The following is a 26,888-nucleotide window of genomic DNA, read 5'->3' as shown; positions in this document are numbered from 1 at the left end:
TTGAATGCGTGGTGTGCCTGAACACGGCGTCCGGCGCGCTCCCTGTAGCCGCTGCCGAAGGCTGCGACAAGGCCCGAAGGGCCTTCTCTGGCCCTCAAGGCAATGCCGCCCAGCTCGTTCGCAGCCTGCGGCAGCGGCTACAGGGAACCCGGGGTCAGGCCGGCTCGCTGAAGTCGTAGTGCAATTCGTTGTCCCGCTGGCGAATGCGCACCCCGGCCAGCGCGCGGCCTTCGAGCATGCGGGTGAGGAACTCGCGGCTCATGTCCGGCAGCAGGCTGTTGGTCAGGATGGCGTCGATCATGCGGCCACCACTCTCGGTCTCGGTGCAACGGGAAACGATCAGGTCGATGACCTCGTCGTCGAAATCGAAATCCACCTTGTGGGTGCTTTCCACGCGCTTCTTGATCCGTCCCAGTTGCAGGCGGGTGATCGCCTTGAGCATGTCGTCGCTCAGTGGGTAGTAGGGGATGGTCACCAGGCGCCCCAGCAGCGCCGGCGGGAAGATCTCCAGCAATGGCTGGCGCAGGGCCTTGGCGATCTCTTCCGGCTCGGGCAGGGTCTGCGGGTTCTTGCAGACGTTGGCGATCAGCTCGGTGCCGGCGTTGGTGGTGAGCAGGATCAGGGTGTTCTTGAAGTCGATCATGCGGCCTTCGCCGTCTTCCATGACGCCCTTGTCGAACACCTGGAAGAAGATCTCGTGCACGTCCGGGTGAGCCTTTTCCACTTCGTCCAGCAGCACCACGCTGTAGGGCTTGCGCCGCACCGCTTCGGTGAGCACGCCGCCTTCGCCGTAGCCGACGTAGCCCGGCGGGGCACCCTTGAGGGTGGACACGGTGTGGGCTTCCTGGAACTCGCTCATGTTGATGGTGATGACGTTCTGCTCACCGCCGTACATGGCTTCGGCCAGGGCCAGGGCGGTTTCGGTCTTGCCCACCCCGGAGGTGCCCGCCAGCATGAATACGCCAATCGGCTTGTTGGGGTTGTCGAGGCCGGCGCGGGAGGTCTGGATGCGCTTGGCGATCATCTGCAGGGCGTGGTCCTGGCCGATGATGCGTTTCTTCAGGTGCTGGTCGAGGTTGAGCACGGTTTCCAGTTCGTTGCGGGCCATGCGGCCCACGGGAATCCCGGTCCAGTCGGCGACCACCGAGGCCACCGCCTGGTAATCCACGGTCGGCAGGATCAACGGGGTTTCACCTTGCAGGACCGTCAGGCGCTGTTGCAGGTCCAGCAGCTTTTCCCGCAGGCCGTGGCTTGCGTCGCCAACGTCGCTGTCCACCAGGCCGACGTTTTCCCGCAGTTGGGCGCGGGTCGCCAGCAGTTCGTCCACCAGGGTCTTCTCTTGCGTCCAGCGGCTTTCCAGCTCGGCCAGGCGCTCGCGCTCGGCGGCCAGGAGGTTTTCGCTGTTGACCTGGCGGTTGCCGATGGCCACGCCGATCGCCTGTTCCCGGGCGATGATCTGCAGCTCGGTTTCCAGGGCCTCGATGCGCCGGCGGCTATCGTCCACCTCGGCCGGCACGGCGTGCAGGCTGATGGCGACGCGGGCACACGCGGTGTCCAGCAGGCTGACGGATTTGTCCGGCAACTGGCGCGCTGGGATGTAGCGATGGGACAGCTTGACCGAGGCTTCCAGGGCTTCGTCGAGGATCTGCACCTGATGGTGCTGCTCCATGGTCGAGGCCACGCCGCGCATCATCAGCAGCGCCTTGTCTTCCGACGGCTCGGCCACTTGCACCACCTGGAAGCGCCGGGTCAGGGCCGGGTCTTTCTCGATGTGCTTCTTGTACTCGGCCCAGGTGGTGGCGGCCACGGTGCGCAGGGTGCCGCGGGCCAGGGCCGGTTTCAGCAGGTTGGCCGCATCGCCGGTGCCGGCGGCGCCACCGGCGCCCACCAGGGTGTGGGCTTCGTCGATGAACAGGATGATCGGCTTGGGCGAGGCCTGGACGTCTTCGATGACCTGGCGCAGGCGCTGTTCGAACTCGCCCTTCATGCTGGCACCGGCCTGCAGCAGGCCGACATCCAGGCTGCGCAGTTCGACGTCCTTGAGCGCTGGCGGCACGTCGCCGGCGACGATGCGCAGGGCGAAACCTTCCACCACCGCGGTCTTGCCGACCCCGGCTTCGCCGGTGAGGATCGGGTTGTTCTGGCGGCGACGCATGAGGATGTCCACCAGTTGGCGAATCTCTTCGTCACGGCCGACGATGGGGTCGAGCTTGCCGCTGCGGGCCTGCTCGGTGAGGTCGACGGTGAAGCGCTTGAGGGCTTCCTGCTTGCCCAGGGCGCTGGGTGCCATGGCGCCGCTGGCTTCGCCCGGCACCGCGCCGGCAGTGAAACCGTCGCTGGCGCTCAGGGCGTTTTCCGGCGAGTCGCCGATGTACTCGTCAAAGCGCTCGCACAGGGCCTCGATCTTGATCTTGTCGAACTCCCGGGACAGCCCCAGCAGCGCGTGGCGCAGGCTTGGCGTCTTGAGGATGCCGATCACCAGGTAGCCGGTGCGCACCTGGCTTTCGCCGAACATCAGGCTGCCGTAGACCCAGCCGCGTTCCACCGCTTCCTCGACGTGGGACGACAGGTCGGTGATCGAGGTCGAGCCCCGGGGCAGGCGATCCAGGGCTTCGGTCAGGTCCTTGGCCAGGCGCGCCGGCTCCAGGTTGAACTGGCGGATGATGCGGTGCAGGTCCGAGTCCGCAAGTTGCAGCAACTGGTGCAGCCAGTGGGCCAGTTCCACATAGGGATTGCCCCGCAACTTGCAGAAGACTGTGGCGGCTTCGATGGCTTTGTAGGCAACGCTGTTGAGTTTGCCGAACAGCGCCGCGCGACTGATTTCACCCATGCTCTGTGCTCCTTGGTGTACGTGAGGTAGTGGCCAGGTCGGCGTAGTGCCGGGCCAGTATTAGATCCTTGGCATCACTGCCGGGTTGACCGAGCCAGGTGTTGAAACCCAGGCGCTGGCGGCCGTTGAGTTGCAGCTTGGGCACTTCGTCCTTGAGCAGGACCAGGTTCAGGTCCCAGTCCAGCTCGAAGCCCAGGTATTCGGCGACCCAGGCCACCAGTTCCTTGAACGGCTGGCCGTCGGGCAGCATCCCCTGGTAGTCCTCCAACTTCAGCGGACCCAGGCGAATGCGGAATTTGTGCTGGCGGTCCCAGACGTGGCTGCCCAGGCAGAAGTCCACCCCCAGCTGATGGGACTGCACCCCGACCCGGCTGCGCTCCGGCAGCTCCAGCCACTGGCCGACGTATTCCTCGATCGCCACCGGCAGGCCGAAATATTCGCTGATGATGGCGCGCAGGCCGTCCGGGTAGCGGGTCTGGGCCGCCAGGTGGCCGCTGTAGTGCAGCTTGGCGGTGTCGGGGATCAGCCCCTGCTTGAGCAGGCTGGGCATGCCCCGGCCACTCAGGGCCGCCAGGCGCGCGGACCAGTAGTCGTCCTCCGGGCGGTCGTGGCTCACCGTCGGCCGGGCTTCGGCCCAGGCCCGGTAGAACAGGCTCAGCAGGCGATGGTGGAACACATCGAGAAAGCGCTTGCTGGTGCTGTCGGCGTTGTTGCGCTGGCGTTCGCGCACGTACTCGGTGATGTGCAGTGGCAGGGGGCCGTTGGGGCCGCCGAGGCCGAAGAAGAACTGCTCCAGGCGCGTGGCCGCGCCGTCGCTGCCCGGTGTGACCGAAGCCAGGGTCGAGGGGGCGAAGGTGCAATCGGCCTGCTGGCCCAGGCGCAGCGGATCGTCCGCCAGGCGCAGGGAGTGACCGAAGCGCGGCAGTTGCGGCGACAGGCATTCGATACGCCGCAGGGCCTGGAAGAAGTCGTACTCCCAGGGCTCGGCGTGCATCGCCGTCAGCGTATTCAAAGAGTCGGACGACGTCCGGGCTTGGCTTTCCATCGCATGATCTCGCCGCGTTCGGTGGTACGGATCACCGTCTCGGTAAAACTGTTGATCGACACGTAACGTGCCAGGAAGCGCTCGAAGACCGCGCCGAGCAGGAACACCCCGGTGCCGCGAAACGCGTTTTCGTCGAATTGCAGGGTGATCTCCAGGCCCCGGCCGAAGACGATCGGCCCGGGCATCGGCAGGCGCCGGGTCACCGCCTTGCTGCTGACGTCCCGCAGGCCCTCGATCTGCAATTGCAGGGCCGCATCGTTGCTGTCGCCATACAGCCGCAACAGCTCGCGCAGGGCCGCCGCGCCCTGGCCCTGTTCGCTCAGGGACAGGTAGTTCAGCGACAGCTGGCTGATCAGGCGCCAGGCCTTGCCATCATGGGCGTGGCTGGGGCGTGGTCGGCTGGGGCCGGCCAGGCAGCGGATGGCCTGCACCGGGGCGCTGTCGGCCAGGGTGAAGTCGGTCTTGGCGTTGCCGGTGTTCATGAACAGCGGCAGGTCGCGGTTGGTGCACAGGGCGCTGACCCCGAGCTGGCGCAAGTCATGGCGGTAGGGTGCCTGCTGGCTGTCCACCAGGCTGACGAAAGACTCACTGCCGATGTAAGTGGAGCGCGGGCCGTTGCGGCGCTGGTCGCTGGACAGCACCCGGGGTTCGCGGCGGACGATGTAGTAAGCCTGGTCGCGGCCGTAGCGGGACGGGTCACGCACCGCGTAGAACGGCAGGAATGGCTGCTCCGGCCCGGTGCCGTGGCCACTGATGGCGGTCAGCGAGTGCACTTCGAAATCCATGGGCCGGGTGCGGTCGGCGATCACATGGTGTTCGTTGACCCGGTCGGACAGGTGGATGCGGTCCAGGCGCTTGGGAAACAGGTTGATCGCCGGGGTGCAGAAGGGCACGAACTGGGCGGTGCCGACGCTGCCTTCCAGGCTCTGGTCGAAGCGCTCGAAGAGTACGATCAGCTCCAGCTCCTGGCCGGCGCAGCGTTGTACCGCACGGCCCAGCTGGGCGAACTCGACGAACAGGAAGCGGTTGGGCAGGGCGAAGTATTCCTGCAGCAGGCGATAGCCCTGGAAGGCCTGGGGCACTACTGGCAGGGCCGCGTCGCGGTCGTCGAAGCCACGGGAGCGCAGGGCGTCCAGTGGCAGGCGCTCGACCCAGTCGCTGCCCGGAGCTCGGGCGAACACCGCACAGGCGTTGCCCAGCAACTGTTCGTAGAGGCGGAACGGCAGCTCGTCGTTGCCGTTCAGGTACAGCGGCAACTGCTCCAGAGCCAGGCTGTTGAACGGCAGTTCGGCGCCGGTGCGCAGGGTCAGGCGCAGCCCGGCCTTGGCCTTGGGCTCGTTGGCGGCCAGGCGTCCGAGCACCGCTGCCGGGTTGCCGAAGTATTCGGCCTGGCTGACTTGCAGCGGCCACAGCGTCACCGCGTGAGCGGTGCGGTACTCGCAGCAGGTCTGGGTGTCGCGGCTCAGGGCGGCCCGCAGGCTGGTGTCGCGCTCCAGGGTGAAGCCGCTGCTCAGGGAGCCTTCATCGGGATCGGCCTGCAACTGCACCACGGTCATCGACGGGGTCGGCGCCAGGTAGTGCGGGTAGGCGATCTCCAGCAGGTTGTGGGTGAAGGTCGGGTACTCGGCATCGAGCTTCAACTGTACCCGGGCCGTCAGATAGGCGAAGCCTTCCAGCAGGCGCTCGACATAAGGGTCGGCGCAGTCCATGCCCGACAGGGTCAGGCGGCTGGCGATCTTCGGGTATTCCTTGGCGAACTCCGCGGCGCTTTCGCGCACGTGGTGCAGTTCCTGGTTGTACAGCTCCAACAGGCGCGGATTCATGAGCGCCTCCGGGAGTCGGCTTGCACCACCCGGACATGCCCGGATTCCAGGTCCATGTCGGTTTGCAGCAGCAGGCGCAGGGGCATCGGCTGGGCCCACAGATCGCCCTCGATCTCGAAGCTCAGGGCGTTGTGGTTCATCTCGCCGGGCGCGGTGCGCGCGCGAACCCGCAAGGTGCTGCGCAGGATGCGTGGTTCAAAGGTGGCGATGGCCTGGTGGATCAGGCTTTCCAGGGCCGGAATATCGATGCTCGACGCGCTGTACCCGGCCAGGGCCGGCAAGCCGTAGTTGACCACCGACGTACCGGCGGGGGTGTGCAGGGTGGCATCGGCTTCCAGCAGGGAAGTGGTGTTGAGCAGCCATGCCAGGTCGCGCAGTACCGAGGCCTTGAGCTGGCTCAGGGACAGCACGCGCTTGTCCGGGCTTTCTTTCAGGTTGCCGGGCTCATCGTCGGTCAGACGATCCAGCAAAGAGGGTTGCAAGCGATCGCGGGCGGCGATGTCGGTTACCAAAGGGTTCGCTCCAGGATCGGATTGCGCAGGCATGACGTCACGAAAAGGGGCACAGGCGCACACCCCTGTAGCCGCTGCCGCAGGCTGCGAACGAGGACAACGTCCTCGCAACCCGGGCCACGCATGCAGCATGGCCCGGATCTTTCGCCGCCGCGGCGCGACCGCAGCGGATCAGCGCTTGGTGTTCGAGCGGATGTTCCAGCCGTACTTGATCGGGCCGCCGTCCTTGGTGCCGTCGGCTTTCTGCGGCTGGTACTCGACCATCACCTGAGCGAAGTTCAGGGTGATGTTTTCGGTCAGGCGGTCATCGCTGCCCGAGCCGCCGGTGCTCAGGGACGTGATCAGCACTTCTTCCAGGTCGATGATCATGTACTCGACCTGGCTTTCGCCGCCGGCCTTGCGCACGGTCAGGCGCACCTTGTCGATGTGCTTGCCGCTGGAGCAATGCATCATCAGGTTCGGCGAGGCCTTGTCGACGTACTTGGTCAGCGACAGGTCCTGGATGTTCACCTTGCCCGCACCGCCGCCGCCACCCACGTGCATGTTGCCGGACTGGGACATGCCCCAGCTCCAGTTCAGCACGTCGATTTCGTCTTTGTGGGCTTTGTCCATGGACTCGCCCTTGATGTCACCGATCTTGATGAAAATATCAACAGCCATGTTTTCTCCCTGTGTGGCACTTGCCACGATGTTGATTCAGCGTCTGTCGCCGCTGCGCGAGGCCCTGGGGACCTTGCGCGGCTTGTGGCGGCGACAGATTTGAGTCGGTTATGGGTCAGGCGCCCTTGGCGGACGGCAGTTTGGATACCAGGCGCAACGACACGGTCAGCCCTTCGAGCTGGTAGTGCGGGCGCAGGAAGAACTTCGAGTTGTAGTAGCCCGGGTTGCCTTCGACTTCCTCGACCACCACTTCCGCCGCGGCCAGTGGGTGCTGGGCCTTGGTGGTTTCGGTGGAGTGCGCCGGATCACCGTCGACGTAGTTGAGGATCCAGTCCTGCAACCAGCGCTGCATCTCGTCCTTCTCTTTGAAGGAGCCGATCTTGTCGCGCACGATGCACTTCAGGTAATGGGCGAAGCGGCAGGTGGCGAACAGGTACGGCAGGCGCGCGGCCAGGTTGGCGTTGGCGGTGGCGTCCGGGTCGTCGTACTCGGCGGGCTTCTGCAGCGACTGGGCGCCGATGAAGGCAGCGAAGTCGGTGTTCTTCTTGTGCAGCAGCGGCATGAAGCCGTTCTTCGCCAGTTCCGCTTCACGGCGGTCGGAGATGGCGATCTCGGTCGGGCACTTCATGTCCACGCCACCGTCGTCGGTGGGGAAGGTGTGGGCCGGGAGGTTTTCCACCTCGCCACCCGATTCCACGCCGCGAATCCGCGAGCACCAGCCGAAATGCTTGAACGAGCGGTTGATGTTCACCGCCATGGCGTAGGCGGCGTTGGCCCAGGTGTACTTGGAACTGTCGGCGCCGTCGGTGTTTTCTTCGAAGGCGAAGGCTTCCACCGGGTCGGTCTTGGCGCCGTACGGCAGGCGCGCCAGGAAGCGCGGCATGGTCAGGCCGATGTAGCGCGAGTCTTCCGACTCACGCAGCGAACGCCAGCCGGCGTATTCCGGGGTGGTGAAGATCTTGGTCAGATCGCGCGGGTTGGACAGTTCCTGCCACGAACCCATGCCCATCACGGTCGGCGAAGCCGCGGCGATGAACGGGGAGTGCATGGCGGCGCAGACTTTCGACAGCTCGCCCAAGAGCTCGACATCCGGTGGCGACTGGTCGAAGTAGTAGTCGCCCACCAGGCAGCCGTAAGGCTCGCCGCCGAACTGGCCGTATTCTTCTTCGTACATCTTCTTGAACAGCGGGCTCTGGTCCCAGGCCGTGCCCTTGAATTTCTTCAGGGTCTTGTGCAGCTCCGGCTTGGAGATGTTGAGCACGCGGATCTTCAGCTGCTCGTCGCTCTCGGTGTTGTTGACCAGGTAGTGCAGGCCACGCCAGGCGCTTTCCAGTTTCTGGAATTCCGGGTGATGGATCACCTGGTTGACCTGGGCGGTGAGCTTGGCGTCGATGGCGGCGATGATCGATTCGATCGACTTGATGGCGTCGTTGGACACCAGGTCGGTCTGCGCCAGGGCCTGTTCGGCCAGGGTCCGCACGGCGGTTTCCACGGCTTCGCGAGCGCGCTCGGTCTTGGGTTTGAATTCCTGCAGCAGCAGCGAAGCGAATTCGCTGGCCTGCTCGGTGGCGCCGGGTTGGGCCTGATTGTCACGCATCAATTCGGTCATGATCGTTGGTCCTGATTTACGCGTTCGGCTCGGAGTCCACAGGTTTTGGCGCACTCGCCAGGGCCTGGAGCAACGCCGGATCCTTGATGGCTTTCATGATGATTTCTTCAGCACCGGTCTTGCCGTCCATGTAGGTCAGCAGGTTGGCCAGTTGGGTACGGGCCTCCAGCAGCTGGTTCAGGGAGTCGACCTTGCGCGCCACCGCGGCGGGGCTGAAGTCGTCCATGCTCTCGAAGGTGATGTCCAGGCTCAGGTTGCCTTCGCCGGTCAGTTCGTTGGGCACGTGGAACGCGACCCGTGGCTGCATGGCCTTGAGGCGCGAGTCGAAGTTGTCGACGTCGATTTCCAGGAACTTGCGATCGGCCACCGCCGCCAGGGGCTCGACGGGCTTGCCGGCCAGGTCAGCCATCACGCCCATGACGAAGGGCAGCTGGACCTTTTTCTCGGCGCCGTAGAGTTCGACGTCGTACTCGATCTGCACCCGGGGCGCGCGGTTGCGCGCGATGAACTTTTGAGAACTTTGCTTCGCCACGTTGTGCTCCTGGTCGCTGTTGCGACGGTGTTGGCGTCGGTCGGTGATTGCCGCTGACGATACTGTTCGGCCGTACCGGGGTTAGTCGGATTCGGGGCCGCGCAGGTTTTCAAATTGGGACATGCCATCGGGGATCAGATTGCGCACGATGGCCGCGAAATCGGCGTTGACCAGATTCTTGGCTCGGTTGAGCAGCACCGGCAGCGGGCTCGAAGGCTCGTGACGGCTGTAGTAGGCCAGCAGCCGGTCGAGGCTGCGCAGCACGTCCTCACGGCTGTTGATCTCGCCGGAAATCCGCGTTGCGGCTGGCGCCACGGGCGCGTTGCCGGCCTCGTTCGCGGGGGCTTCGGCGGGCTCATCGGCGTGGCTTTCGCTGGTTTGCGGGGCGTGCTGGCCCAGCACCTGCAGCGCCAGGCGCAGGGGCTGCTTGAGGGCGCTGAGGTCAACGCCGCTGGCGGAACCCACTTGTTCGCTGACCTGCTTTTCGATGGATTCGGCCGCCGAGCGAGCGCTGCTCAAGGCGTGGCGAATGGCTTCCAGGTGCTCTGGGTCGCTGTCTTGCAGGGCCCCGGCCAAGTGATCGGAACCCAGGCTTTCGCCCGAGAAGTGCTGCAGGCCGGCGGCGTTCAGCGCCGCGCGCACGCTCACCGGGCCGAAGGTCCGGGAACGGGTGAGGATGGCTTCGCGCAACAGGCCGATAGTGGAGTCTGCTGCCAGGCCGGCCAGGGCATTGATCCGCACCGTGGGATCGTTGTCGTCGTCGGCGTCCAGGCGCGGGTGCAGCTCGGCCCAGTAATCACGGAGCAAACCGTTGATCAGGTCGAGGCTGGTGGCCAGGCCCGGCAGGCCTTCAAGGGCCAGGGTACTTTGCAGGAGGAAATGGGTGATGCGCAGGTCTTTGCTGCGGGCCAGCAAGTCCAGGCTCTGTTGCTGGACGCTGCGCCAGTCCGGCGGCTCGGCCGGCAGGATCGAGTCGCCCATGCTGCGCTCGGGCTGGCCTTGTGCGGCCCGCTCCAAGTGCAAGAATTCCGCGTCATATTCCAGGTCTTCGCCACAAGGCGAAGTTGCTGAAATAGCGGCGAGCAACATCGGTACATCCACCTGGTTCGATCTCCCTATCAGCCTGCAGGACAGTCAGGCAATTAATGCACTAGTTGTTTGTGAACTCGCGCACATTTCTTGGTTAACATGGACTCATTGATACTAGTGAGCCATCATCCGTGTTCAAGAAGTTGTACATTTTTGGTGTAGTAGTTGTGGCTTGTCAAGGTAAGCTATTCGCCCCGCATGACAGTGTTATGTCGACTTATTAGTTCCTTGACCGGCGAGTCAGATTGGGGCGGGACGAAAGGCTTTTGTCATCTGTGTAGTTTAAGTTGAGCGATCATGCTGTGAACGGTGCTGTTTAAAGGATTTTTTGCGGGTTTTTCATTTTTTACGGAACTTTTTCCCCGCCGCCGGTTCGCACGCGGAAGTACAGCAAGGAGGCGCAATGTCGCTGTGTTTGACTATCACTAGTTATCACAAGATTACCCCTGGCCAATGCCCTGAGAAACTAATGGATCAGGGAATGATGGCAATTGGCCGTAGTTCCGATAATGACTGGGTACTTCCTGATCCCGAGCGCTTAGTTTCAGCGCGACATTGTGTCATCCAATACAAGGATGGCCGTTATTATTTGACCGATAACAGTACTAATGGTGTGGAGTTAGTCCGTGCCGGTATTCGTATGCGCCGGGGTAGCAGTGAGCCATTGGAAGATGGCGAGGTTATTCGCATTGGCGATTATGAAATCAGTGCGCGGATCGATTTCAGTCTCAATCGTGCTCAGGTTGAGGCCTTTTCCGGGGACAGCTCCAACAGTTTCGAAGCGCTGATGGGGCGCCACTCGTCGCCTCCCACGCCGATCGAGCCGATTGCCATGGCGCCGGTGGCGCATTTTCAGGGGGCTTCGGCCCAGGACACTTTTCCTGACCTGTTCGATTTCCTGACTCCGAGCGCCACGCCTCCGGCCACTCAGCCCGATCATGTGCCCGCCGAGCAGCACGATTTTCGCCCACCGACCCCCACGACCGTGCCTCAGCCCGTAGCTGCGCCTCAGCCGGCTGCGCCCCAGGGCGCGGCGGTGATTCCGGAGGACTGGGACCTGTTCGGCGAAACACCGGCCCGACCGGCTCCGGTGGCGAGCGCAGCGCCGCCTGTTGCTCCGGACCCCTTTGCCAGCGTCGCTGAGTTCAGTGCAGTACCACCGCAGCCGCAGCCGCAGCCGCAGCCGCAGCCGCAACCGCAACCGATCGAGGTCGCAGCCGTGGTGCCCGTTGCCCCTGTCGCCCCTGCGGCTCCCGTTGCGCCAGCGCCAGCGGCCGAGCCGGAGCCACAAACCGACCTGTTGCAAGCCTTCCTGCGGGGCGCCGGGCTGGACCAGCTGCGCATCGACCCGCAGCAGGCCCAGGCGCAGATGGAAAGCCTGGGGCGCAGCTACCGCTTGATGGTGGAAGGCCTGATCGATGTGTTGCGTGCCCGCAGCAGCCTCAAGGGCGAGTTCCGCATGCAGCAGACCATGATCCGCCCGGTGGAAAACAACCCGCTGAAATTCGCCCCTAACGTGGACGAAGCCATGCTCCTGCTGCTGCGCCACAGCAACCAGGCGTTCATGGCCCCGGACCAGGCGGTGCAGGAAAGCTTCGACGATTTGCGGGCTCACCAGCTGGCCGTCATGGCCGGCGTGGAAGCCGCGATCAAGCACCTGCTGGGGCGCTTCGAACCCACTGAGCTGGAAGCCCGCATGGCCCGCCCCGGTGGCCTGGGCAACCTGTTCAGCGGTTCGCGGCAGGCGCAGAACTGGCAGCAGTTCACGGCGCTCTACAAGCAGATTTCCCAAGAGGCCCAGGACGATTTCCAGGACCTTTTCGGTCGTGAATTCAGTCGCGCCTACGAAGAGCATACCCACCGGCTGCGCCGTTCCTGAGCGCGCCTGGAACCCCCCGAACACACGGATACACGGACAGCTGACACGTCATTGAGGACGCAGGATGATTCAACGATTACTGACATTGGTCGCCATGCTGGTACTGGCGGCTTGTGCCAAGGACGCACCAACGCCCGCCGAGCCGGCCAAGGAAGAACCTGGCGCCACCACCGTGGAGCTGCGTTTCCAGGCCGTGGCCGGGCTCAACCCGGGTCCTGACGGCCAGAGCACGCCGGTGCGGGTGCGGATCTTCGAACTCAAGAACCCGGCCACCTTCATGCGCGCCGACTACTTCGCCCTGGCGGAGCGGGCCCCGGCCACCCTGGGCCCGGACCTCATCGACCAGGATGAAGTGCTGGTCAAGCCCGGCGACCAGTTCACCCTCAAGCGCACCCTGGACCCGGCCACCCGTCAGGTCGGCCTGTTGGTGGGCTATCGCGAAGTGGACCAGGCCCTGTGGCGAGTCGGGGTCAACACGGCGCAGCGCCTGAACAATCAGTATCAGATCGTCCTCGATGTCCGCGCGATCAGCGCCGAGCTCGTGGCCCCCCCATCCAGCCCTGCCCAATAGGCAATCGGAGCAACCATGTCCTGGAACAATCGCGTGGTCTGGTCGGAAGGCATGTTCATTGGAACCCAGCACTTCCAGCAGCATGACCGTTACCTGGAAAACCTCATCGATGCCCGCAGCCGTCCGCTGTCGGCAGGGGCCTGGGGATTCTCCGAGCTGCGTATCGATCAGGGCCTGCTGGCCCAGGGCAAGCTGGCCATTGTCAGCGCCCGCGGCCTGTTGCCCGATGGCACACCGTTCAACATTCCCCATGACGACCTGGCGCCCAGCCCGCTGAGCATCGACGACAGCCTGCGCGATGGCCTGGTTTACCTGGCGCTGCCGCTCAAGCGCGCCGGCGCCCGGGATACCGTGGACGAAGGCGAGGAGCTGGGCGCTGCCCGTTACCTGAGCCAGGTGCGCGAGGTGCGGGACGACAACGCCCCCTTTGAAAACCGTGCGCCGGTGGCGGTGGGCTCCCGGGCCTTGCGCCTGCTGACCGCGGCGGACGGCCTCAGCGACTACGCCGCCATCGGCGTGGTGCGGGTCAAGGAAAAGCGCGCCGACCGCGCCCTGGTGCTGGATGACAGCTACATCCCGCCGCTGCTGGATGTGGCCGCGTCCAAGCCCTTGAGCGCCTTTCGCAGCGAGCTGCTGGGCCTGCTGCACCAGCGAGGCGAAGCCCTGGCCGGACGGGTGGTGGCTTCGGGGGCCGGAGGCGCTTCGGAAATCGCCGACTTCATGCTGCTGCAACTGGTCAACCGCGCCCAGCCGCTGGTCAGCCACCTGAACCAGATCAGCCCGCTGCACCCCGAGCGCTTGTACAGCGAACTGGTGAGCCTGGCCGGCGAATTCTCGACCTTCTCCAACAGCGCTCGACGCCCTGCTGAGTACCCGCAGTACCAGCACGATGAGCTGGCCCTGAGCTTTGCCCCGGTGATGCAGGCCCTGCGCGAGGCCCTGTCGATGCTGATCGACAGCAAGGCGACGCCGATCCCGATCGTCGAGAAAGCCTATGGCGTGCACGTGGCCATGCTGGCGGACCGCACCTTGCTGGAGAGCGCCAGCTTCATCCTGGTGGTGCGCGCCGACGTACCCGGCGAGACCCTGCGCGGGCGCTTTGCCCAGCAGAGCAAAGTGGGCTCGGTGGAGCACATCCGCGATCTGGTCAACCTGCAGTTGCCGGGCATCGGCCTGCTGCCGCTGCCGGTGGCGCCACGGCAGTTGCCGTATCACGCCGGCTCCACCTACTACGAGCTCGACCGTGGCAGCGAGCACTGGAAGCAGCTGGTTCATTCCGGCGGCTTCGCGTTCCACGTCGCCGGGGAATTCCCGGGCTTGAACCTGGCCTTCTGGGCCATTCGAGGATAAGTCGCGATGCATCCTTTCGACGATTCGGCAGGGCAGCCGTCCCCGGCCAATGACCGCACCCAATTCATGCCGCGCCCCGGTGGCCGTGCTCCCGAGCCCGGGCGTCCGGCTCCGGCGCCAGCGCCGTCCCTGGCCATGCCGGCGGCGCCGCTGCCGGCCGGCCAGGCCCAGGGCCTGAACCCCCTGGAGAGTGCTGCCGGCCCGCTGCTGGCCTTGCTCACCCGGCTGCGCAACACCCTGGCCCATCCGGCGCCGGCCAGCCTGCGGGCGCAACTGCTGGCCTACCTGCGCCAGTTCGAGGAGCGGGCCGAGGCCGCCGGCGTGCCGCGCAACGATGTGCTGCTGGCCCGCTATGCGCTGTGCACCGCCCTGGATGAAGCAGTGCTCAGCACCCCCTGGGGCAGCACCAGCGACTGGGGCAAGCAGAGCCTGCTGATCACCGTGCACAACGAAGCCTGGGGCGGCGAGAAGGTCTTCCAGTTGCTGGAGCACTGCCTGCAAAGCCCCCGCGAGCGCCTGTACCTGCTGGAGCTGCTGTACCTGTGCATGTGCCTGGGTTTCGAAGGCCGCTACCGGGTGATGATCGACGGTCGCAGCCAGCTCGAAGCCCTGCGCGAGCGCACTGCGGCGATCATCCGCAGTGCCCGCGGCGAGCATGAGCGCGAGCTCTCGCCCCATTGGCGCGGGGTCAGCGTGGCCCGTGATCGCCTGGCCCAGTTCATGCCGCCCTGGGTCGGTATCGCCATCGGTGTGGCCCTGCTCCTGGCGCTGCTGTTCGGCCTGCGCCTGAAGCTGGCGGCGGACGCTGAGCCGGTGTTCAAGAACATCCATGCCCTGGGCGAGATCCCGGTGCAGACCCTGGACCGCCCAGTGATCCAGCCCAAGATTGTCGAGCGCCCGCGCCTGGCGGGCTTTCTTGCCGAGGACATCAAGGCCGGGCGGGTGGCGGTGGAAGACGCCGTCGACCGTTCGGTGGTGACCATTCGCGGCGACGAGCTGTTCGCCTCGGCCAGCGCCAGCATCCTCGATGACTACCAGCCGCTGATGCTGCGCATCGCCGACGCCGTGCGCAAGGTCAAGGGCCAGGTGCGGATCACCGGCCACAGCGACAACCGACCGATCGCCACCTTGCGCTTCCCGTCCAACTGGAAGCTGTCCCAGGCCCGCGCCGAATCGGTGTTGCAGATTCTCGCAGCGAAGACCGGGCAGCCGGAGCGCTTCAGCGCCGAAGGCCGCAGCGATACCGAGCCGTTGGCAACCAATGCCACCGCTGAAGGGCGGGCGCGCAATCGTCGGGTAGAAATCAGCGTATTGGCGGAGGGAGTCGAGTGAAGGCGTTTTTCAGTTTTGTGACGCGCTGGGTGATTCCACTGCTGGGGCTGATCGCCCTGAGCCTGATCATCTGGTTCATTGGCCCGTTGCTGGAGTTCCTGGTGCCGGAAGGGCGGCGTTGGGCGCTGATCATTTTCATTTTCGCGGTGTGGATCGGCTACCGGGTGTTTCGCATCATCCAGGCCCGCCGGCACGCGGCCAAAGTCCTGCAAAGCCTGGCCGCCGATACCCCGCCGGACCCGGACAGCGTGGCCACCGCCGAGGAACTGGCGGCCCTGCGCCAGCGCATGGACGAAGCCCTGGCGCTGTTGAAGAAGGCCAAGCTCGGCGGTGACGAGCGGCGCAACCTCTACGAGCTGCCGTGGTACGTGATCATCGGGCCACCGGGCTCGGGCAAGACCACCGCGCTGGTCAACTCCGGCCTGCATTTTCCCCTGGCCGCGCAGCTGGGCGCCGGTGCCGTGCGCGGCGTCGGCGGCACCCGCAACTGCGACTGGTGGTTCACCGATCAGGCCGTGCTGCTGGACACCGCCGGGCGCTACACCACCCAGGACAGCCATGCCGCGGTGGACAAGGCGGCCTGGCTGGGCTTTCTCGACCTGCTGAAAACCCAGCGTTCGCGGCGGCCCATCGATGGCGCCTTCGTCGCCATCAGCCTCTCCGACCTGCTGCTCAGCAGCGAAGCCGAGCGGGCGGCGCATGCTGCGGCGATTCGCCTGCGTATCCAGGAGCTGTACACCCAGCTGGGAGTGCGCTTCCCCATCTACCTGATGCTCACCAAGCTGGATCTGGTGCCGGGTTTCATGGAGTTCTTCGATTCCCTGAGCAAGGAAGAGCGGGCCCAGGTCTGGGGCATGACCTTCGCCCTGGATGACGGCAAGAGCGGCGACAGCCCCCTGGCCCAGTTGCCGGCGGAGCTGGCGGCCCTCGAGCAGCGCCTCAACGAACGCCTGGTGGAGCGCCTGCAACAGGAACGCGATCCGGCCCGGCGCGACCTGATCTACGGCTTCCCGCAGCAATTCGCGGCGCTCAAGGAGTCCTTGCAGGGCTTCCTCGAAGGCGTGTTCAAACCCAACGCCTTCGAAGAGCGCGTTCTGCTGCGTGGGGTGTATTTCACCAGCGGCACCCAGGAAGGCAGCCCCATCGACCGCCTGATCGGCGCCATGGCCCAGAGCATGAACCTGGACCGCCAGCACCTGGCGCGGCAGACCGGCACCGGGCGCAGCTACTTCATCGAGAAACTGTTCAGCGCCGTGGCCTTTGCCGAGCGCGGGCTGGTGGGGGTCAACCCCAAGGTCGAGCGGCGGCGTAAATGGATCGCTCGGGGCGCCCTGGCGGCCACCGTGGCCCTGGTGCTGGTGGTCAGTACCTTGTGGATCGTCAGCTATCGGGCCAACCAGGCCTATATCGCCCAGGTCGACCAGCGCGTCGGCCCAGTGCGTCAGGACGTGCAAAGCCTCAGCCCGGCCCAGCGCGATGTGCTGGCGGTGCTGCCGCTGCTCAACGCCACGCGCAACCTGGCCGGCGATGCCCCGGGCTGGGCCGAAGGCCTGGGTCTGTATCAGGGCGACATGCTCGAAGCCGAGGCCGCCAGCGTCTATCGCAAGCTGCTGGTGGCGGTGTTCGCCCCGCGCTTGATGACCCGCATCGAAGAGCAGCTGCACAGCGGCGGCAACTCGGACTTCCTCTACGAGGGCCTCAAGGCCTACCTGATGCTGGCGGACAGCGAGCACTACGATCCGGACTTCATCAAGGCCTGGATCACCCTGGACTGGGACCGCACCCTGGCCCGCGACCTGCCGCCCGAGCAGCGCCAGGCCCTGACCGGCCACCTGCAGGCGCTGTTCGAAAAACATCCACCCAATGCGCGCCTGGACCAGCGCCTGATCGACGACCTGCGCCGCCAGCTGCAACAGCTGCCGGTGGCCCAGCGGGTGTATGACCGGGTCAAGCGCGCCAAGCTGCCGGACGGTGTGCCGGACTTCCGCCTCAGCGAGGCCGGTGGCCGTGACGCGGCGCTGGTGTTCACCCGCAAGAGCGGCAAGCCGTTGAGCGAACCCCTGAGCGGGCTGTTCACCGCCAAGGGCTACCGCGAAGGCTTCCTCCTGGCCAGTCTCAACCAGGCCGGCACCCTGGCCGAAGAGCAGTGGGTACTGGGCCGCGATCAGGCCGACCAGCAGAACGTCGCCAGCCTTGCCGCCGACGTGCGTCGCCTGTACTTCCAGGACTACCTGCGCCAGTGGGACGCCTTGCTGGCGGACATCGACTTCGTGCCGATCACCAGCGTGGCCCAGGCCGCGGACGTGCTGCGGATTCTTTCCGGTCCCACCTCGCCGCTGAAGAAGCTGCTGGTGGCGGTGGCCAAGGAAACCGACCTGCAACAGGAAGAGCGCCTGTTGGCGGCCCAGGGCCAGAAGGTCGAGGGCGGTGTGGATCAACTCAAGCAGCGCCTGGGTTCCCTGCTGGGCCAGGAACAGGCGGGCAATCCGGCGGCCGTGGCCAGTAGCGAAGACCCGGTCAGTGCGCATTTTGCCGAGCTCAACAGCCTGGTGAGCAAGGGCGAAGGCGAGCCGGCGGCCATCGACGGCCTGCTGGCGGACATGAATGCCCTGTACGTGCAGGTCAGTGCCATGGTCGGGGCCAGCGGCGATGCCTTGCTGGGCGAGGCCAAGAACCAGGCCAGTGCCGCGGCGGCGCGGGTCAGCCTGACCGCCGAGCGCCAGCCGCCGGTGGTCCAGGGGCTGGTGAAATCGGTGGTCAGTTCCACCACCAACACCATGATGGGCGGGGTGCGCAACCAACTGAATGCGGCCTGGGTCAGCGAGGTGGTGAACGTTTATCGCCAGTCCCTGAGCGGGCGTTATCCGATGTCGCCGGGCAGCTCGCGGGACGCGACCCTGGAAGACTTCGGGCAGTTCTTCGGCACCGGCGGGGTGATGGACAACTACTTCCGCAAGTACCTGCAGCCTTACGTCAACACCTCGACCACCACCTGGAGCTGGCAGCCGGGCGCGGCGCAGAAGCTGGGCATTTCCCCCGGTGTGCTGCAAACCTTCCAGCGCGCCTCGAACATCCGCGATGCGTTCTTCCGCTCCAGTGGCGGGACCCAACCGGCGGTGCGTTTCGAACTCAAGCCGGTGGCCATGGACGCCAACATCAGCCAGTTCCTCCTCGACCTGGATGGCCAGCAACTGAGCTACGACCACGGCCCGAGCCGGCCGGTGGCCATGCAATGGCCGAACCCGGGGAGCATCGGCGTGGTGCGCCTGTCGATCATGCCGCCATCGGCCACTGGGCGCTCCGGGATCACCCTGGACGGCCCCTGGGCCTGGTTCCGTTTGCTGGAGCAATCGGACCTGACCGCCACCAATTCGCCGGACCGCTTCAACCTGCGGCTGCGGGTGGATGGCGCGAGCATTTCCTACGAGCTGCGGGCCAGCAGCGCCTTCAACCCGTTCAAGAGCCGGGTGCTCAGCGGCTTCAGCCTGCCGGAGCGGCTATGACGGTGGTCGGTCTGTACGGCAAGTTGGCCAGCCGCGGCGATTTTGTCAGCCGTGGCTTGCCGCAGAGTTTCATCGGCCCTTGGGACAGTTGGCTGGCGGCGGGGTTGCTGGCCAGCCAGAACGCCCTGGGCGAGCAGTGGCTGAACGCCTACCTGGTCAGCCCGCTGTGGCGTTTTGCCCTGGCCCCGGGAGTCTGTGGGCCCCAGGCGGCGGTGGGCGTGGTGATGCCGAGCATCGACCGGGTCGGGCGTTACTTCCCCCTGACCGTGGCCGCCTTGCTGGAGCCTGAAAGCGATGTGGCCTCCCTGGTGAGTGGCCCGGAGCTGTGGTTCGAACAGGTGGAAGAGCTGCTGCTGGCGACCCTGGACCAGGACGCCAGTTTCGAAGCCCTGGAGGACGGGTTGCAGGCCCTGGGAGCGCCGAGCCCGGCGACTCGCGCCGAATGCAGCCATTTCGCCGGCCTGCAGCGGTTTTATGTCAGCGATCCACAGTCCCGTGGCGCGATCCTCGCGACCCAGGGCAGTGAAGGGTCGAGCGCCTGGTGGGGCCGGGGTTCGCCGTCCATCAGCCCGATGCTCCTGCGTTGCCAGGGGCTGCCGCCGGCCAGCGATTTTGCGCAATTTTTGCTCGGACAAGAAGGTGCCGTCTAAATGGGTTCAGCGCCACAACTGTCCTACCAGTCCGCCAGCTACAGCCATGTCGGCATGGTGCGGAAAATCAATGAAGACGCCTGGCTCGAAGCCCCGGAAGCCGGCCTCTGGCTGGTGGCCGACGGCATGGGCGGGCACGCTGCCGGGGATTACGTCAGCAGCCTGATCGTCGATAGCCTGCGCGGGATTCCGGCAGTAGACAGCCTCGACCATTACGTCGCCGCGCTGCGTAATGGCCTGGCGGCGGTGAATGCCGCCGTGCGCGAGGAAACCGCCAATCGCGGGGTGACCATGATGGGCAGCACCGTGGTCCTGCTGGCGGTGCGCGGTGCTCGGGCGGTGTGCCTGTGGGCCGGCGACAGCCGCCTGTACCGGCTGCGGGACGAGCAGCTGGAAAGCATTTCCAGGGATCACAGCTACGTCCAGGACCTGCAGGACAGCGGCCTGCTCAGCGAAGCCGAGGCGCGGGTGCACCCCCGGGCCAATATCGTCACCCGGGCCATTGGCGTCGAAGCCCAGCTGGAGCTGTCCCAGGTCGACCTGCAGGTGGAGGACGGCGACACCTTCCTGCTGTGCAGCGACGGCTTGAACAAGACCGCCGAAGACTTCGAACTGCGCGATGTGCTCAGCCACAGCGAGCCCAACGACGTGGTGCGTAGCCTGATTCACCTGGGCCTGACCCGGGGCGCGCCGGACAACATCACCGCCATCGTGATCAAGGCCGCAGGACAGTGACCATGGATATTCTGATTCCCGGCTTTGACATCCAGGGCGAGATTGGCGAAGGCGCCATGGCCACCGTGTACCTGGCGACCCAGCGTTCGCTTGAGCGCAAGGTGGCGCTCAAGGTGATGGCCGCGGCGCTGGCCGCCGACCCGAGCTTCTGCGAGCGCTTTTTGCGCGAGGGCAAGACCCTGGCGCGCCTGTCCCATCCGCACACCGTGACCATCCACGACATCGGCAATGTCGGCGAGCTGTACTACATGGCCATGGAGTACCTGCCCAACGGCACCCTGAAAGAGCGCATTGCCGCCGGGCTGACCCCGGAGCAGGGCCTGGCCTACATCCGCCAGATCGCTTCGGCCCTGGGTTACGCCCACGCCCAGGGGCTGGTGCACCGTGATGTGAAGCCGGCCAACATCCTGTTCCGCGCCGACGGCACGGCGGTGCTTTCGGACTTCGGCATCGCCAAGTCCCTGGATGACCGCACCCAATTCACCCAGGCCGGTTTTGCCGTGGGCACGCCGAGCTACATGAGCCCGGAACAGGCCCGGGGCCAGGACATCGACGGGCGCGCCGACCTCTATGCCCTGGGCGTGGTGCTGTACGAGATTCTCGTCGGCGAGCTGCCGTATAACGGCACCGACGCCCTGTCCACGGCCCTGGCCCACCTCACCGAGCCGTTGCCGGAGCTGCCGCTGCACCACGGGCGCTACCAGCACATCCTGCGCAAGCTGCTGGCCAAGGACCCGGCGGAACGTTATCCGGACGCGGCAGCCTTGCTGACGGCCCTGGACAACCTGCCGCCGGAGGCGACCGAGGTCGAGGCGACGCTGATCCAGCCGTTGCCGCTGCCGCCTCAGGCTGCACCCCAGCCTGTACCTCAGGGCAACGACCTCGCCGGGTTGACCCCGGTGTCGATCGAGATTCCCCGGCAGGCGCCAGCGCCACAACCGGCGCCGCGCCGCGAGCCGCCCGAGGAGCCAGCGCCGCCGCCGCGCACCTCCAATCTGCCACCAGCCGGCAGTGGGGCTTCCGAACAGCACCGTGGCCCGGTGCTGGCCCTGGCCGGCGTCGCCGTGGCCGTCGCCCTGGCGGTGGCTGGCGCTGGTTATTGGTGGCTGTCCGGCGACAGCCCGGCGCCTGCGCCCAAGACCGCTTCGACGGTCAGCACCCCGCCTGCCGTGGTGGCGCCGCCGGTGGAGCAGCCACTGGCAGCGGATGTCGATGGCGGCCAGCGGCCGTTGCTGATGCCGGGCAAGAAGACCCTGTTCCAGCGGGTGCTGAGCAAGCCGGGGGCGAGCTTTTCCAGCGAGCCGGGCGCCACGCCGGACAAGTCGGTGCCGGCGTTCTCGGTGCTGTATGTGTACCAGCGCAAGAACCTCGACGGCCGCTCCTGGCTGCGCCTGGGCGCCGCCAGTGACGGGCGCAGCGCCGGCTGGCTGCCGGCCGAGCAGGTCAGCGACTGGAAGCAGAGCCTGGTGCTGAAATTTACCGAGCGTTCCGGTCGTGCACCGGTGATGTTCGTGCGTCAGGCCAGCGAACTGGAGCGTTTGCTGGCGGACCCGGCAGCGGCCAAGAACCTGCTGCTCAGGGCGCAGAAGAATCCCCAGGACGAGCAGCAGGTGCTGGCCCTGGAACCCAATGCCAGCGCAGTGCCCCAGGAGCAGTTCTACCTGCTGCCGATCTTCGACGCCAAAGAGAGCTTCGACGAGAACGGTCAGCCGGTGCAGTTGCTCAATGTCGCCTCGATCGACCCGGGCAACAGCCCGCAGAGCATCAGCGACAGCAGTGGCCAGCGCCTGCCGGCGAACAGCCCGCCGGCCGCCGCCGATGCCTTCCGCACGGCAGTGGTGCTGGTGGTGGACACCTCGGTGTCGATGCAGCCGTACATCGATCAGGTGCGCGACGTGGTCCACGAGCTGCAGAGCAAGATCGCCGAGCGTGGCGAGCTGGACAGTGTCAGCTTCGGCCTGGTGGGGTTTCGCAACAACACCAGCAAGACCCCGGGCCTGGAGTACGTGACCAAGACCCTGGTGACCCTGGATCAGGGCCGCGACCCGCAGCGCTTCCAGGAGCTGGTGAGCCAGGTCAAGGCCACCAGTGTCTCCAGCCACTCGTTCAACGAAGACGCCTTTGCCGGGGTGATGCAGGCAGTGGAAGGCATGGACTGGAAGGGCTACGGCGGTCGCCTGATCCTGCTGGTCAGTGATGCCGGGGCCCTGCGCAAGAACGATCCCTACAGCCGCACCCAGATGAACGAGGCGGAAGTGCGCCAGGCGGCTTTGGGCAAGCAGATCAAGATCTACGCCCTGCACCTGCGCACCGATGCCGGCAAGAAAAACCACGCCCAGGCGGAAACCCAGTACCGGGTGCTGACTGCCGACGCCAACCCGAAGATCGGCGACCTGTACATTCCGGTGCCCGGCGGCGATGTGCGCAAGTTCGGCGAGCAGGTCGACGAGATCGGCACGGTGTTCGCCGACCTGGTGCATCAGGTGCGCAGCAACCAGAACCAGGACGTCCCGCAGCTGGCGGCGGCGCCGAGCATCGCGCAGAAGTCGGCAGCCATCGGCTACGCCATGCACATGGATTTCCTCGGTCGCAAATCCGCGAGTCAGGCGCCGCAGCTGGTCAGCGCCTGGACCGCCGACCGCGACCTGACCAACCCGGCGCTGCCGGCCTTCCAGGTCTGCGTGATGCTCACCAAGCTGCAGCTCAACGACTTGCAGCAGTCGCTGAAGCTGATTGTCGATGCGGCACGCAAGACCCAGACCTCGCCCAAGGATTTCTTCCAGGAAATCGCCAGCGCCAGTGCCTACATGAGCCGCGACCCCTCGGCCCTGCGCAAGGGCGGCAACCTGGCCGACGGCGGCGTGCTGGGGGAATACCTGGAAGGGCTGCCGTACCGCAGCAAGTCGCTGAACATGACCCAGGACCTGTGGCTGTCCCTGAGCGTGGCCGAGCAGGAAGATTTCATCGACGAGCTGGATTCGAAGATCCGTCTCTACGAGACCTTCCACAACGACCTGGCCAACTGGGTGCGCTTCGGCGATGCCGAGCCGGGTGATGCCCTGTACCGCGTTCCGTTGTCGACCCTGCCGTGATGCTCGATCTGGCAGAGGTGCGCAAGAGTCGCGGCGAGGGTCGCCAGCGCTACAGCCTGGTGATCCCCAGGCTGCAATTGCGCGCGGGCGATCAACTGGCGGTGGTCGGCCCCAGCGGCTGCGGCAAGAGCACGCTGCTCGATCTGCTGGCGCTGGTGCTGGCTCCGGACTCGGCGGCGCGCTTTGAATTCGCGCCGGCCAATGACCCCATCGATATTGCCGGCATCTGGCGTGGCACCGGTCACAGCGCCCTGGCGCAGTTGCGCAGCCGGCACCTGGGTTATGTGCTGCAGACTGGCGGTCTGCTGGGGTTTCTTGATGTGCGCAGCAATATCAGCCTGCCCCGGCAGTTGCTGGGGCTGGCGGACGAGGGCATTCCACGGCGTTTGGCCGAACGCCTGGAAATCGCCGATCAACTGCACAAGAAACCCGCCGCCCTGTCGGTGGGCCAGCGTCAGCGGGTCAGTTGTGCCCGGGCCTTGGCCCATGGTCCGCAGGTGCTGCTGGCGGATGAGCCGACCGCGGCCCTGGACCCCTTGAACGCTCAGCGGGTGATGCAACTGTTGGTGCAACAGGCGCGGGATCAGCGGCTGTGCTGCGTGATCGCCACCCACGATGAGGTGCTGGCCCGGGCCAACGGCTTGCAGGTGCGGCGCATTGCCTGCCAGCGCGATGCCGACGGCGGGGTCACCGCGACGCTGGGGGAGGCCTGCTGATGCGTGCGTCCCTGACCGCTGCCCTGGCCTGGCAGGACTACCGCGCCGATACCTGGTTGTCGGCCTGTTCGGTGCTGGCCCTGGTGGCGGTGATTGCGCCGTTGCTGGTGCTGTTCGGGCTCAAGTTCGGGCTGGTGAGCAGCCTCACCGAGCGCCTGGAAAAAGACCCGGCGGTACGCGAGATCATTCCCCTGGGCGGTGGACGTTTCAGCGCCAGCTTCATTGCTGAACTGGGCCAGCGTCCGGACGTAGCCTTTGCCTTGCCGCGCACCCGGCAGATTGCCGCGACGGCGGACTTGTCCCGGGGCACGGGGGATATCGGAGTGACCGTGGAAATGTTGCCGACCGCTGTCTCGGACCCCTTGCTCGGGCGTTTGCCGGTGCCGCGGAACATGAGTGGCGTGCTCCTGAGTCGTACCGCCGCCGAGAAGCTTGGCGTACAGCCTGGTGATTGGCTGCAGGCGAGCTTCGGCCGGCAAGTGGCGGGGCGCAGCGAAGTGCAGCGGACCCGGGTCCAGGTGGAGGGCGTATTGCCCCTGGAAGCCTTTGCCCGGGATGCCCTGTTCGCCCCGCTGGCCTTGCTGGAGGCCGCCGAGGACTACCGCGACGGCCGTGCCGTGGCGGCCCTGGGCTGGCTCGGCGAAGCGCCGGCCGCGTCCGCGCAGCGGGTCTACCCGGCCTTTCGCCTGTATGCCCGCAGCCTGGATGACGTCGAACCCTTGCGCCGCTATTTCGCCGAGCGTGGCCTGTTGGTGGCGACCCAGGCCCAGACCATCGCCCAGGTGCAGTCCTTGAGTCGCAACCTGTCCATTGTCTTCTGGGTGATCGCCGGGCTGGCCCTGGCGGGCGCCTTTGCGGCGATCTTCGCCGGAGCCCTGGCGGCGGTGGAGCGCAAGCGCCGGGAGTTGTCGGTGCTGCGCCTGCTGGGATTCTCCACCGGTGCCCTGTTGTTGTTCGTGGTGGCCCAGGCGCTGTACAGCGCCGGTTTCGCTGCGTTGTTGAGTGGCGCTCTGTATGGCCTGGCCCAGGCCGGGCTGAATCATTTGTTCATGCAGGTGCCCGGCGAGTACGCCAGTCATCTGCTGCCGGCCCATTACGGGCTGGCCCTGTTGGCGACGCTGGGCGTCAGCACCCTGGCCGCCGCGCTGGGCGGCTGGCGGGTGTCGCGCATTGAAGCCTGTGAAGGAATTCGCGATGTATAAGTTGATCGGCCCCGTGTTGGCCATGACCCTGGCCGGCGCCGTGTGGGCGCAAGAGCCCGGCAACAAGATGGACAACCCCAAGCCCTTGCCGGACGACGTCAGTCTGCCGCTGCCCTGTGAAGGCGAGATGGTGTTCCGCTATGTCTACGTCCTGGCCCAGGGCACCCTGGACGACCGCGAGGTCAACCTCGGCTATCCCTTCAGCGAAGGTGAGAGCGGCTACCAGCAATCGTTCATCTCCGGTTATCGCCGGGACTACATCAATGGCCAGTTCACCCTCAAGGACCTGCCTGGCGCCTGGAGCAAGACCATTGCTCCGGCCTTGCCGAAAACCGGTGCCGGGGTGCCCCTCAAGCCGATGCTGTATTTCATCGGCAAGTACGAAGTCACCGCTCGCCAGTACGCCCAGGTGATGGCCCAGGCCCAGTCCCTGGCCAGCGGCGAGCCGGCCCCGGCCTGTGAAGCCTCGGAGGGCATGCAGGGGCGTTTGCCCAAGGTCAAGCTGTCGCGCTTCGAGGCCGAGCGTTTCGCGGCGGTGTACAGCGCCTGGCTGATGAAGCATCACCGTGACTTGCTGCCGGTCAGCGGCCGCGGCAGTTCCTCCGAAGACGGCGGCCTGGGCTTCGTGCGCCTGCCCACCGAAGTGGAGTGGGAATACGCCGCCCGTGGCGGTCAGGCGGTGAGTCGCCAGGAGTTGGAAGGGCGGCTGTTTCCACGGCGCCTGGAGGGCAGCGAGAGCGATGGCCCGCTGGCGGACTGGGCGGTGTTCAATCAGGTGGCCGGCGGCACGGGCCAGGCGGCGCGGCTGATGCCGATCGGCACCAAGCTGCCCAACCCCATCGGCCTGTTCGACGTGATCGGCAATGCCGCCGAGATGGTCCAGGAGTCGTTCCAGCTGGTGCGCGCCGGACGGCGCCAGGGCACCTATGGTGGCTTCGTGGTCAAGGGCGGCAATTACCTGGAAGGCGAGGGCACGCTGTTTACCGGCATGCGCCGCGAGTACCCGCTGTTTGGCGCCGACGGCACCGAGCAGAGCAATGAAACCACGGGTTTTCGGGTGGCCATCGGCGCCTTGTCGGCCCCGCGTTCGCGCTACAAGGAGCTGTTCGCCCAGTGGCAGAAGGAAGGCCGCCTGGCGTCCCTGACCGACGCCATCGATGACGCCCAGGACCCCACCAAGCGCCTGGACGCCATCATCGCCGCCAGTGTCGACCCGCGTCTGCAGGCGGAGCTGGGGCTGGTCAACGAAGAGCTCAAGCGCAACGTCTCGCTGATCGCCCAGCAGCGCGAGGAAGCGGCGGGCAACCTGATCCAGTCGTCGGCCCTGGTGGCCGAGACCATCAATAACTACAACATCCGCCTGACCAACCTGAAGAAGAGCCAGCAGCAGGCCATCGATGCCAAGGACGAACCCAGCGCCAAGCTGTTCGCCGAAGCCATCGACAACGGCCGCAGCGCACTGGACGGGGCGGTGGCGATCTACATCGACAACCTGGCCACGGGCACCCGTTACACCGACGCGGTGATCCAGGCGCAATTTCAACGGATCAAGGAAGAACTCAATCGCAAGCCGGTGCTCGGCAAGAGCCTGGTGACGCGCGCTACGTTATTCGTCCGCCATGTCGGGAATTATCGCCAGCAACGGCGAGCCGACCCGGCGACGATTTTGAAGGAACTGCTCGCATCGACCGGTCAGAAGTCATGACCGGCCGCTGTCTGTCGAGCCTGGAGGAGCTCGGACGACCTGGCGTCGTACCG

19 protein-coding genes are annotated in these 26,888 nt (G+C 66.0%); 11 read left to right on the top strand and 8 right to left on the bottom strand.

Annotation, left to right across the window (positions count from 1 at the left end; genetic code table 11):
• Positions 1 to 154: 154 nt before the first annotated feature.
• The 8 genes from tssH to tssA all read right to left on the bottom strand — a co-directional run bounded on the left by tssH (position 155) and on the right by tssA (position 10,112).
• The gene (tssH, locus tag PFZ56_RS04975; RefSeq protein ID WP_170001422.1) at positions 155 to 2,830 is read right to left on the bottom strand and encodes a type VI secretion system ATPase TssH; all 2,676 of its coding nucleotides are present in this window, start codon (positions 2,828 to 2,830) and stop codon (positions 155 to 157) included.
• Complete coding sequence (gene tssG / locus PFZ56_RS04970) at positions 2,823 to 3,875, bottom strand: type VI secretion system baseplate subunit TssG (protein WP_110594214.1); 1,053 nt, start codon at positions 3,873 to 3,875, stop codon at positions 2,823 to 2,825. Before tssG ends, tssH begins: the two co-directional genes overlap by 8 nt.
• Entirely contained in the window at positions 3,839 to 5,698 is a 1,860-nt protein-coding gene (gene tssF, locus PFZ56_RS04965; protein ID WP_110594215.1) for a type VI secretion system baseplate subunit TssF, read from the bottom strand. The genes tssG and tssF overlap by 37 nt, the downstream gene beginning before the upstream one ends.
• Positions 5,695 to 6,210, bottom strand: coding sequence for a type VI secretion system baseplate subunit TssE (gene tssE, locus PFZ56_RS04960; RefSeq protein ID WP_102862292.1), 516 nt, complete (start codon positions 6,208 to 6,210; stop codon positions 5,695 to 5,697). The genes tssF and tssE overlap by 4 nt, the downstream gene beginning before the upstream one ends.
• 171 nt (positions 6,211 to 6,381) lie before the next feature.
• Positions 6,382 to 6,870: a type VI secretion system tube protein Hcp gene (locus tag PFZ56_RS04955; protein WP_011064257.1), complete on the bottom strand. Its 489-nt coding sequence runs from the start codon at positions 6,868 to 6,870 to the stop codon at positions 6,382 to 6,384.
• A 115-nt stretch (positions 6,871 to 6,985) separates the two neighbouring features.
• The gene (gene tssC, locus PFZ56_RS04950; protein WP_102862291.1) at positions 6,986 to 8,479 is read right to left on the bottom strand and encodes a type VI secretion system contractile sheath large subunit; all 1,494 of its coding nucleotides are present in this window, start codon (positions 8,477 to 8,479) and stop codon (positions 6,986 to 6,988) included.
• A gap of 16 nt (positions 8,480 to 8,495) precedes the next feature.
• Positions 8,496 to 9,011, bottom strand: a complete 516-nt coding sequence (gene tssB / locus PFZ56_RS04945; RefSeq protein WP_102881305.1) for a type VI secretion system contractile sheath small subunit — start codon at positions 9,009 to 9,011, stop codon at positions 8,496 to 8,498.
• Between the two features lie 81 nt (positions 9,012 to 9,092).
• The gene (gene tssA / locus PFZ56_RS04940) at positions 9,093 to 10,112 is read right to left on the bottom strand and encodes a type VI secretion system protein TssA (RefSeq protein WP_170001423.1); all 1,020 of its coding nucleotides are present in this window, start codon (positions 10,110 to 10,112) and stop codon (positions 9,093 to 9,095) included.
• A 391-nt stretch (positions 10,113 to 10,503) separates the two neighbouring features.
• Between tssA and tagH the strand changes: the two genes are divergently transcribed.
• From tagH to PFZ56_RS04885, 11 genes are all read left to right on the top strand, one after another.
• Positions 10,504 to 11,979, top strand: a complete 1,476-nt coding sequence (gene tagH, locus PFZ56_RS04935; RefSeq protein ID WP_170001424.1) for a type VI secretion system-associated FHA domain protein TagH — start codon at positions 10,504 to 10,506, stop codon at positions 11,977 to 11,979.
• A gap of 64 nt (positions 11,980 to 12,043) precedes the next feature.
• Positions 12,044 to 12,550: a type VI secretion system lipoprotein TssJ gene (tssJ, locus tag PFZ56_RS04930; protein ID WP_110594217.1), complete on the top strand. Its 507-nt coding sequence runs from the start codon at positions 12,044 to 12,046 to the stop codon at positions 12,548 to 12,550.
• 15 nt (positions 12,551 to 12,565) lie between these two features.
• Entirely contained in the window at positions 12,566 to 13,900 is a 1,335-nt protein-coding gene (gene tssK / locus PFZ56_RS04925) for a type VI secretion system baseplate subunit TssK (protein ID WP_102862287.1), read from the top strand.
• Positions 13,901 to 13,906: 6 nt separating this feature from the next.
• Positions 13,907 to 15,232: a DotU family type VI secretion system protein gene (locus PFZ56_RS04920; protein ID WP_102862286.1), complete on the top strand. Its 1,326-nt coding sequence runs from the start codon at positions 13,907 to 13,909 to the stop codon at positions 15,230 to 15,232.
• Complete coding sequence (gene tssM, locus PFZ56_RS04915; protein ID WP_170001425.1) at positions 15,229 to 18,735, top strand: type VI secretion system membrane subunit TssM; 3,507 nt, start codon at positions 15,229 to 15,231, stop codon at positions 18,733 to 18,735. Before PFZ56_RS04920 ends, tssM begins: the two co-directional genes overlap by 4 nt.
• Positions 18,732 to 19,385, top strand: a complete 654-nt coding sequence (tagF, locus tag PFZ56_RS04910; RefSeq protein WP_102881300.1) for a type VI secretion system-associated protein TagF — start codon at positions 18,732 to 18,734, stop codon at positions 19,383 to 19,385. Before tssM ends, tagF begins: the two co-directional genes overlap by 4 nt.
• Complete coding sequence (locus PFZ56_RS04905) at positions 19,386 to 20,120, top strand: PP2C family serine/threonine-protein phosphatase (RefSeq protein ID WP_170001426.1); 735 nt, start codon at positions 19,386 to 19,388, stop codon at positions 20,118 to 20,120. It begins immediately after the preceding gene.
• 2 nt (positions 20,121 to 20,122) lie between these two features.
• Positions 20,123 to 23,212, top strand: a complete 3,090-nt coding sequence (locus tag PFZ56_RS04900) for a serine/threonine-protein kinase (RefSeq protein ID WP_394304589.1) — start codon at positions 20,123 to 20,125, stop codon at positions 23,210 to 23,212.
• Positions 23,212 to 23,928: an ABC transporter ATP-binding protein gene (locus PFZ56_RS04895; protein ID WP_102881298.1), complete on the top strand. Its 717-nt coding sequence runs from the start codon at positions 23,212 to 23,214 to the stop codon at positions 23,926 to 23,928. Before PFZ56_RS04900 ends, PFZ56_RS04895 begins: the two co-directional genes overlap by 1 nt.
• Positions 23,928 to 25,130 carry an ABC transporter permease gene (locus PFZ56_RS04890; protein ID WP_110594220.1) on the top strand — a complete coding sequence of 401 codons (1,203 nt, stop codon included), beginning with the start codon at positions 23,928 to 23,930 and terminating at the stop codon, positions 25,128 to 25,130. Before PFZ56_RS04895 ends, PFZ56_RS04890 begins: the two co-directional genes overlap by 1 nt.
• A gap of 22 nt (positions 25,131 to 25,152) precedes the next feature.
• The gene (locus tag PFZ56_RS04885) at positions 25,153 to 26,835 is read left to right on the top strand and encodes a formylglycine-generating enzyme family protein (RefSeq protein ID WP_372342486.1); all 1,683 of its coding nucleotides are present in this window, start codon (positions 25,153 to 25,155) and stop codon (positions 26,833 to 26,835) included.
• Positions 26,836 to 26,888 lie beyond the last annotated feature (53 nt).

The organism is Pseudomonas danubii (assembly GCF_042980055.1).
Lineage (GTDB): Bacteria > Pseudomonadota > Gammaproteobacteria > Pseudomonadales > Pseudomonadaceae > Aquipseudomonas > Aquipseudomonas danubii.
The sequence above is the reverse complement of the archived record's forward strand: the minus strand, read 5'-3'. Positions and strand labels throughout refer to the sequence as shown.

What these genes read in the sequence shown, in the direction of transcription:
- tssH (WP_170001422.1), bottom strand. Translation starts at nt 2,830, where the DNA reads ATGGGTGAAATCAGTCGCGCGGCGCTGTTCGGCAAACTCAACAGCGTT.
- tagH (WP_170001424.1), top strand. Translation starts at nt 10,504, where the DNA reads ATGTCGCTGTGTTTGACTATCACTAGTTATCACAAGATTACCCCTGGC.
- PFZ56_RS04895 (WP_102881298.1), top strand. Translation starts at nt 23,212, where the DNA reads ATGCTCGATCTGGCAGAGGTGCGCAAGAGTCGCGGCGAGGGTCGCCAG.
- PFZ56_RS04890 (WP_110594220.1), top strand. Translation starts at nt 23,928, where the DNA reads ATGCGTGCGTCCCTGACCGCTGCCCTGGCCTGGCAGGACTACCGCGCC.
- PFZ56_RS04885 (WP_372342486.1), top strand. Translation starts at nt 25,153, where the DNA reads ATGACCCTGGCCGGCGCCGTGTGGGCGCAAGAGCCCGGCAACAAGATG.
- tssJ (WP_110594217.1), top strand. Translation starts at nt 12,044, where the DNA reads ATGATTCAACGATTACTGACATTGGTCGCCATGCTGGTACTGGCGGCT.
- PFZ56_RS04900 (WP_394304589.1), top strand. Translation starts at nt 20,123, where the DNA reads ATGGATATTCTGATTCCCGGCTTTGACATCCAGGGCGAGATTGGCGAA.
- tagF (WP_102881300.1), top strand. Translation starts at nt 18,732, where the DNA reads ATGACGGTGGTCGGTCTGTACGGCAAGTTGGCCAGCCGCGGCGATTTT.
- tssK (WP_102862287.1), top strand. Translation starts at nt 12,566, where the DNA reads ATGTCCTGGAACAATCGCGTGGTCTGGTCGGAAGGCATGTTCATTGGA.
- PFZ56_RS04920 (WP_102862286.1), top strand. Translation starts at nt 13,907, where the DNA reads ATGCATCCTTTCGACGATTCGGCAGGGCAGCCGTCCCCGGCCAATGAC.
- PFZ56_RS04905 (WP_170001426.1), top strand. Translation starts at nt 19,386, where the DNA reads ATGGGTTCAGCGCCACAACTGTCCTACCAGTCCGCCAGCTACAGCCAT.
- PFZ56_RS04955 (WP_011064257.1), bottom strand. Translation starts at nt 6,870, where the DNA reads ATGGCTGTTGATATTTTCATCAAGATCGGTGACATCAAGGGCGAGTCC.
- tssC (WP_102862291.1), bottom strand. Translation starts at nt 8,479, where the DNA reads ATGACCGAATTGATGCGTGACAATCAGGCCCAACCCGGCGCCACCGAG.
- tssF (WP_110594215.1), bottom strand. Translation starts at nt 5,698, where the DNA reads ATGAATCCGCGCCTGTTGGAGCTGTACAACCAGGAACTGCACCACGTG.
- tssG (WP_110594214.1), bottom strand. Translation starts at nt 3,875, where the DNA reads ATGGAAAGCCAAGCCCGGACGTCGTCCGACTCTTTGAATACGCTGACG.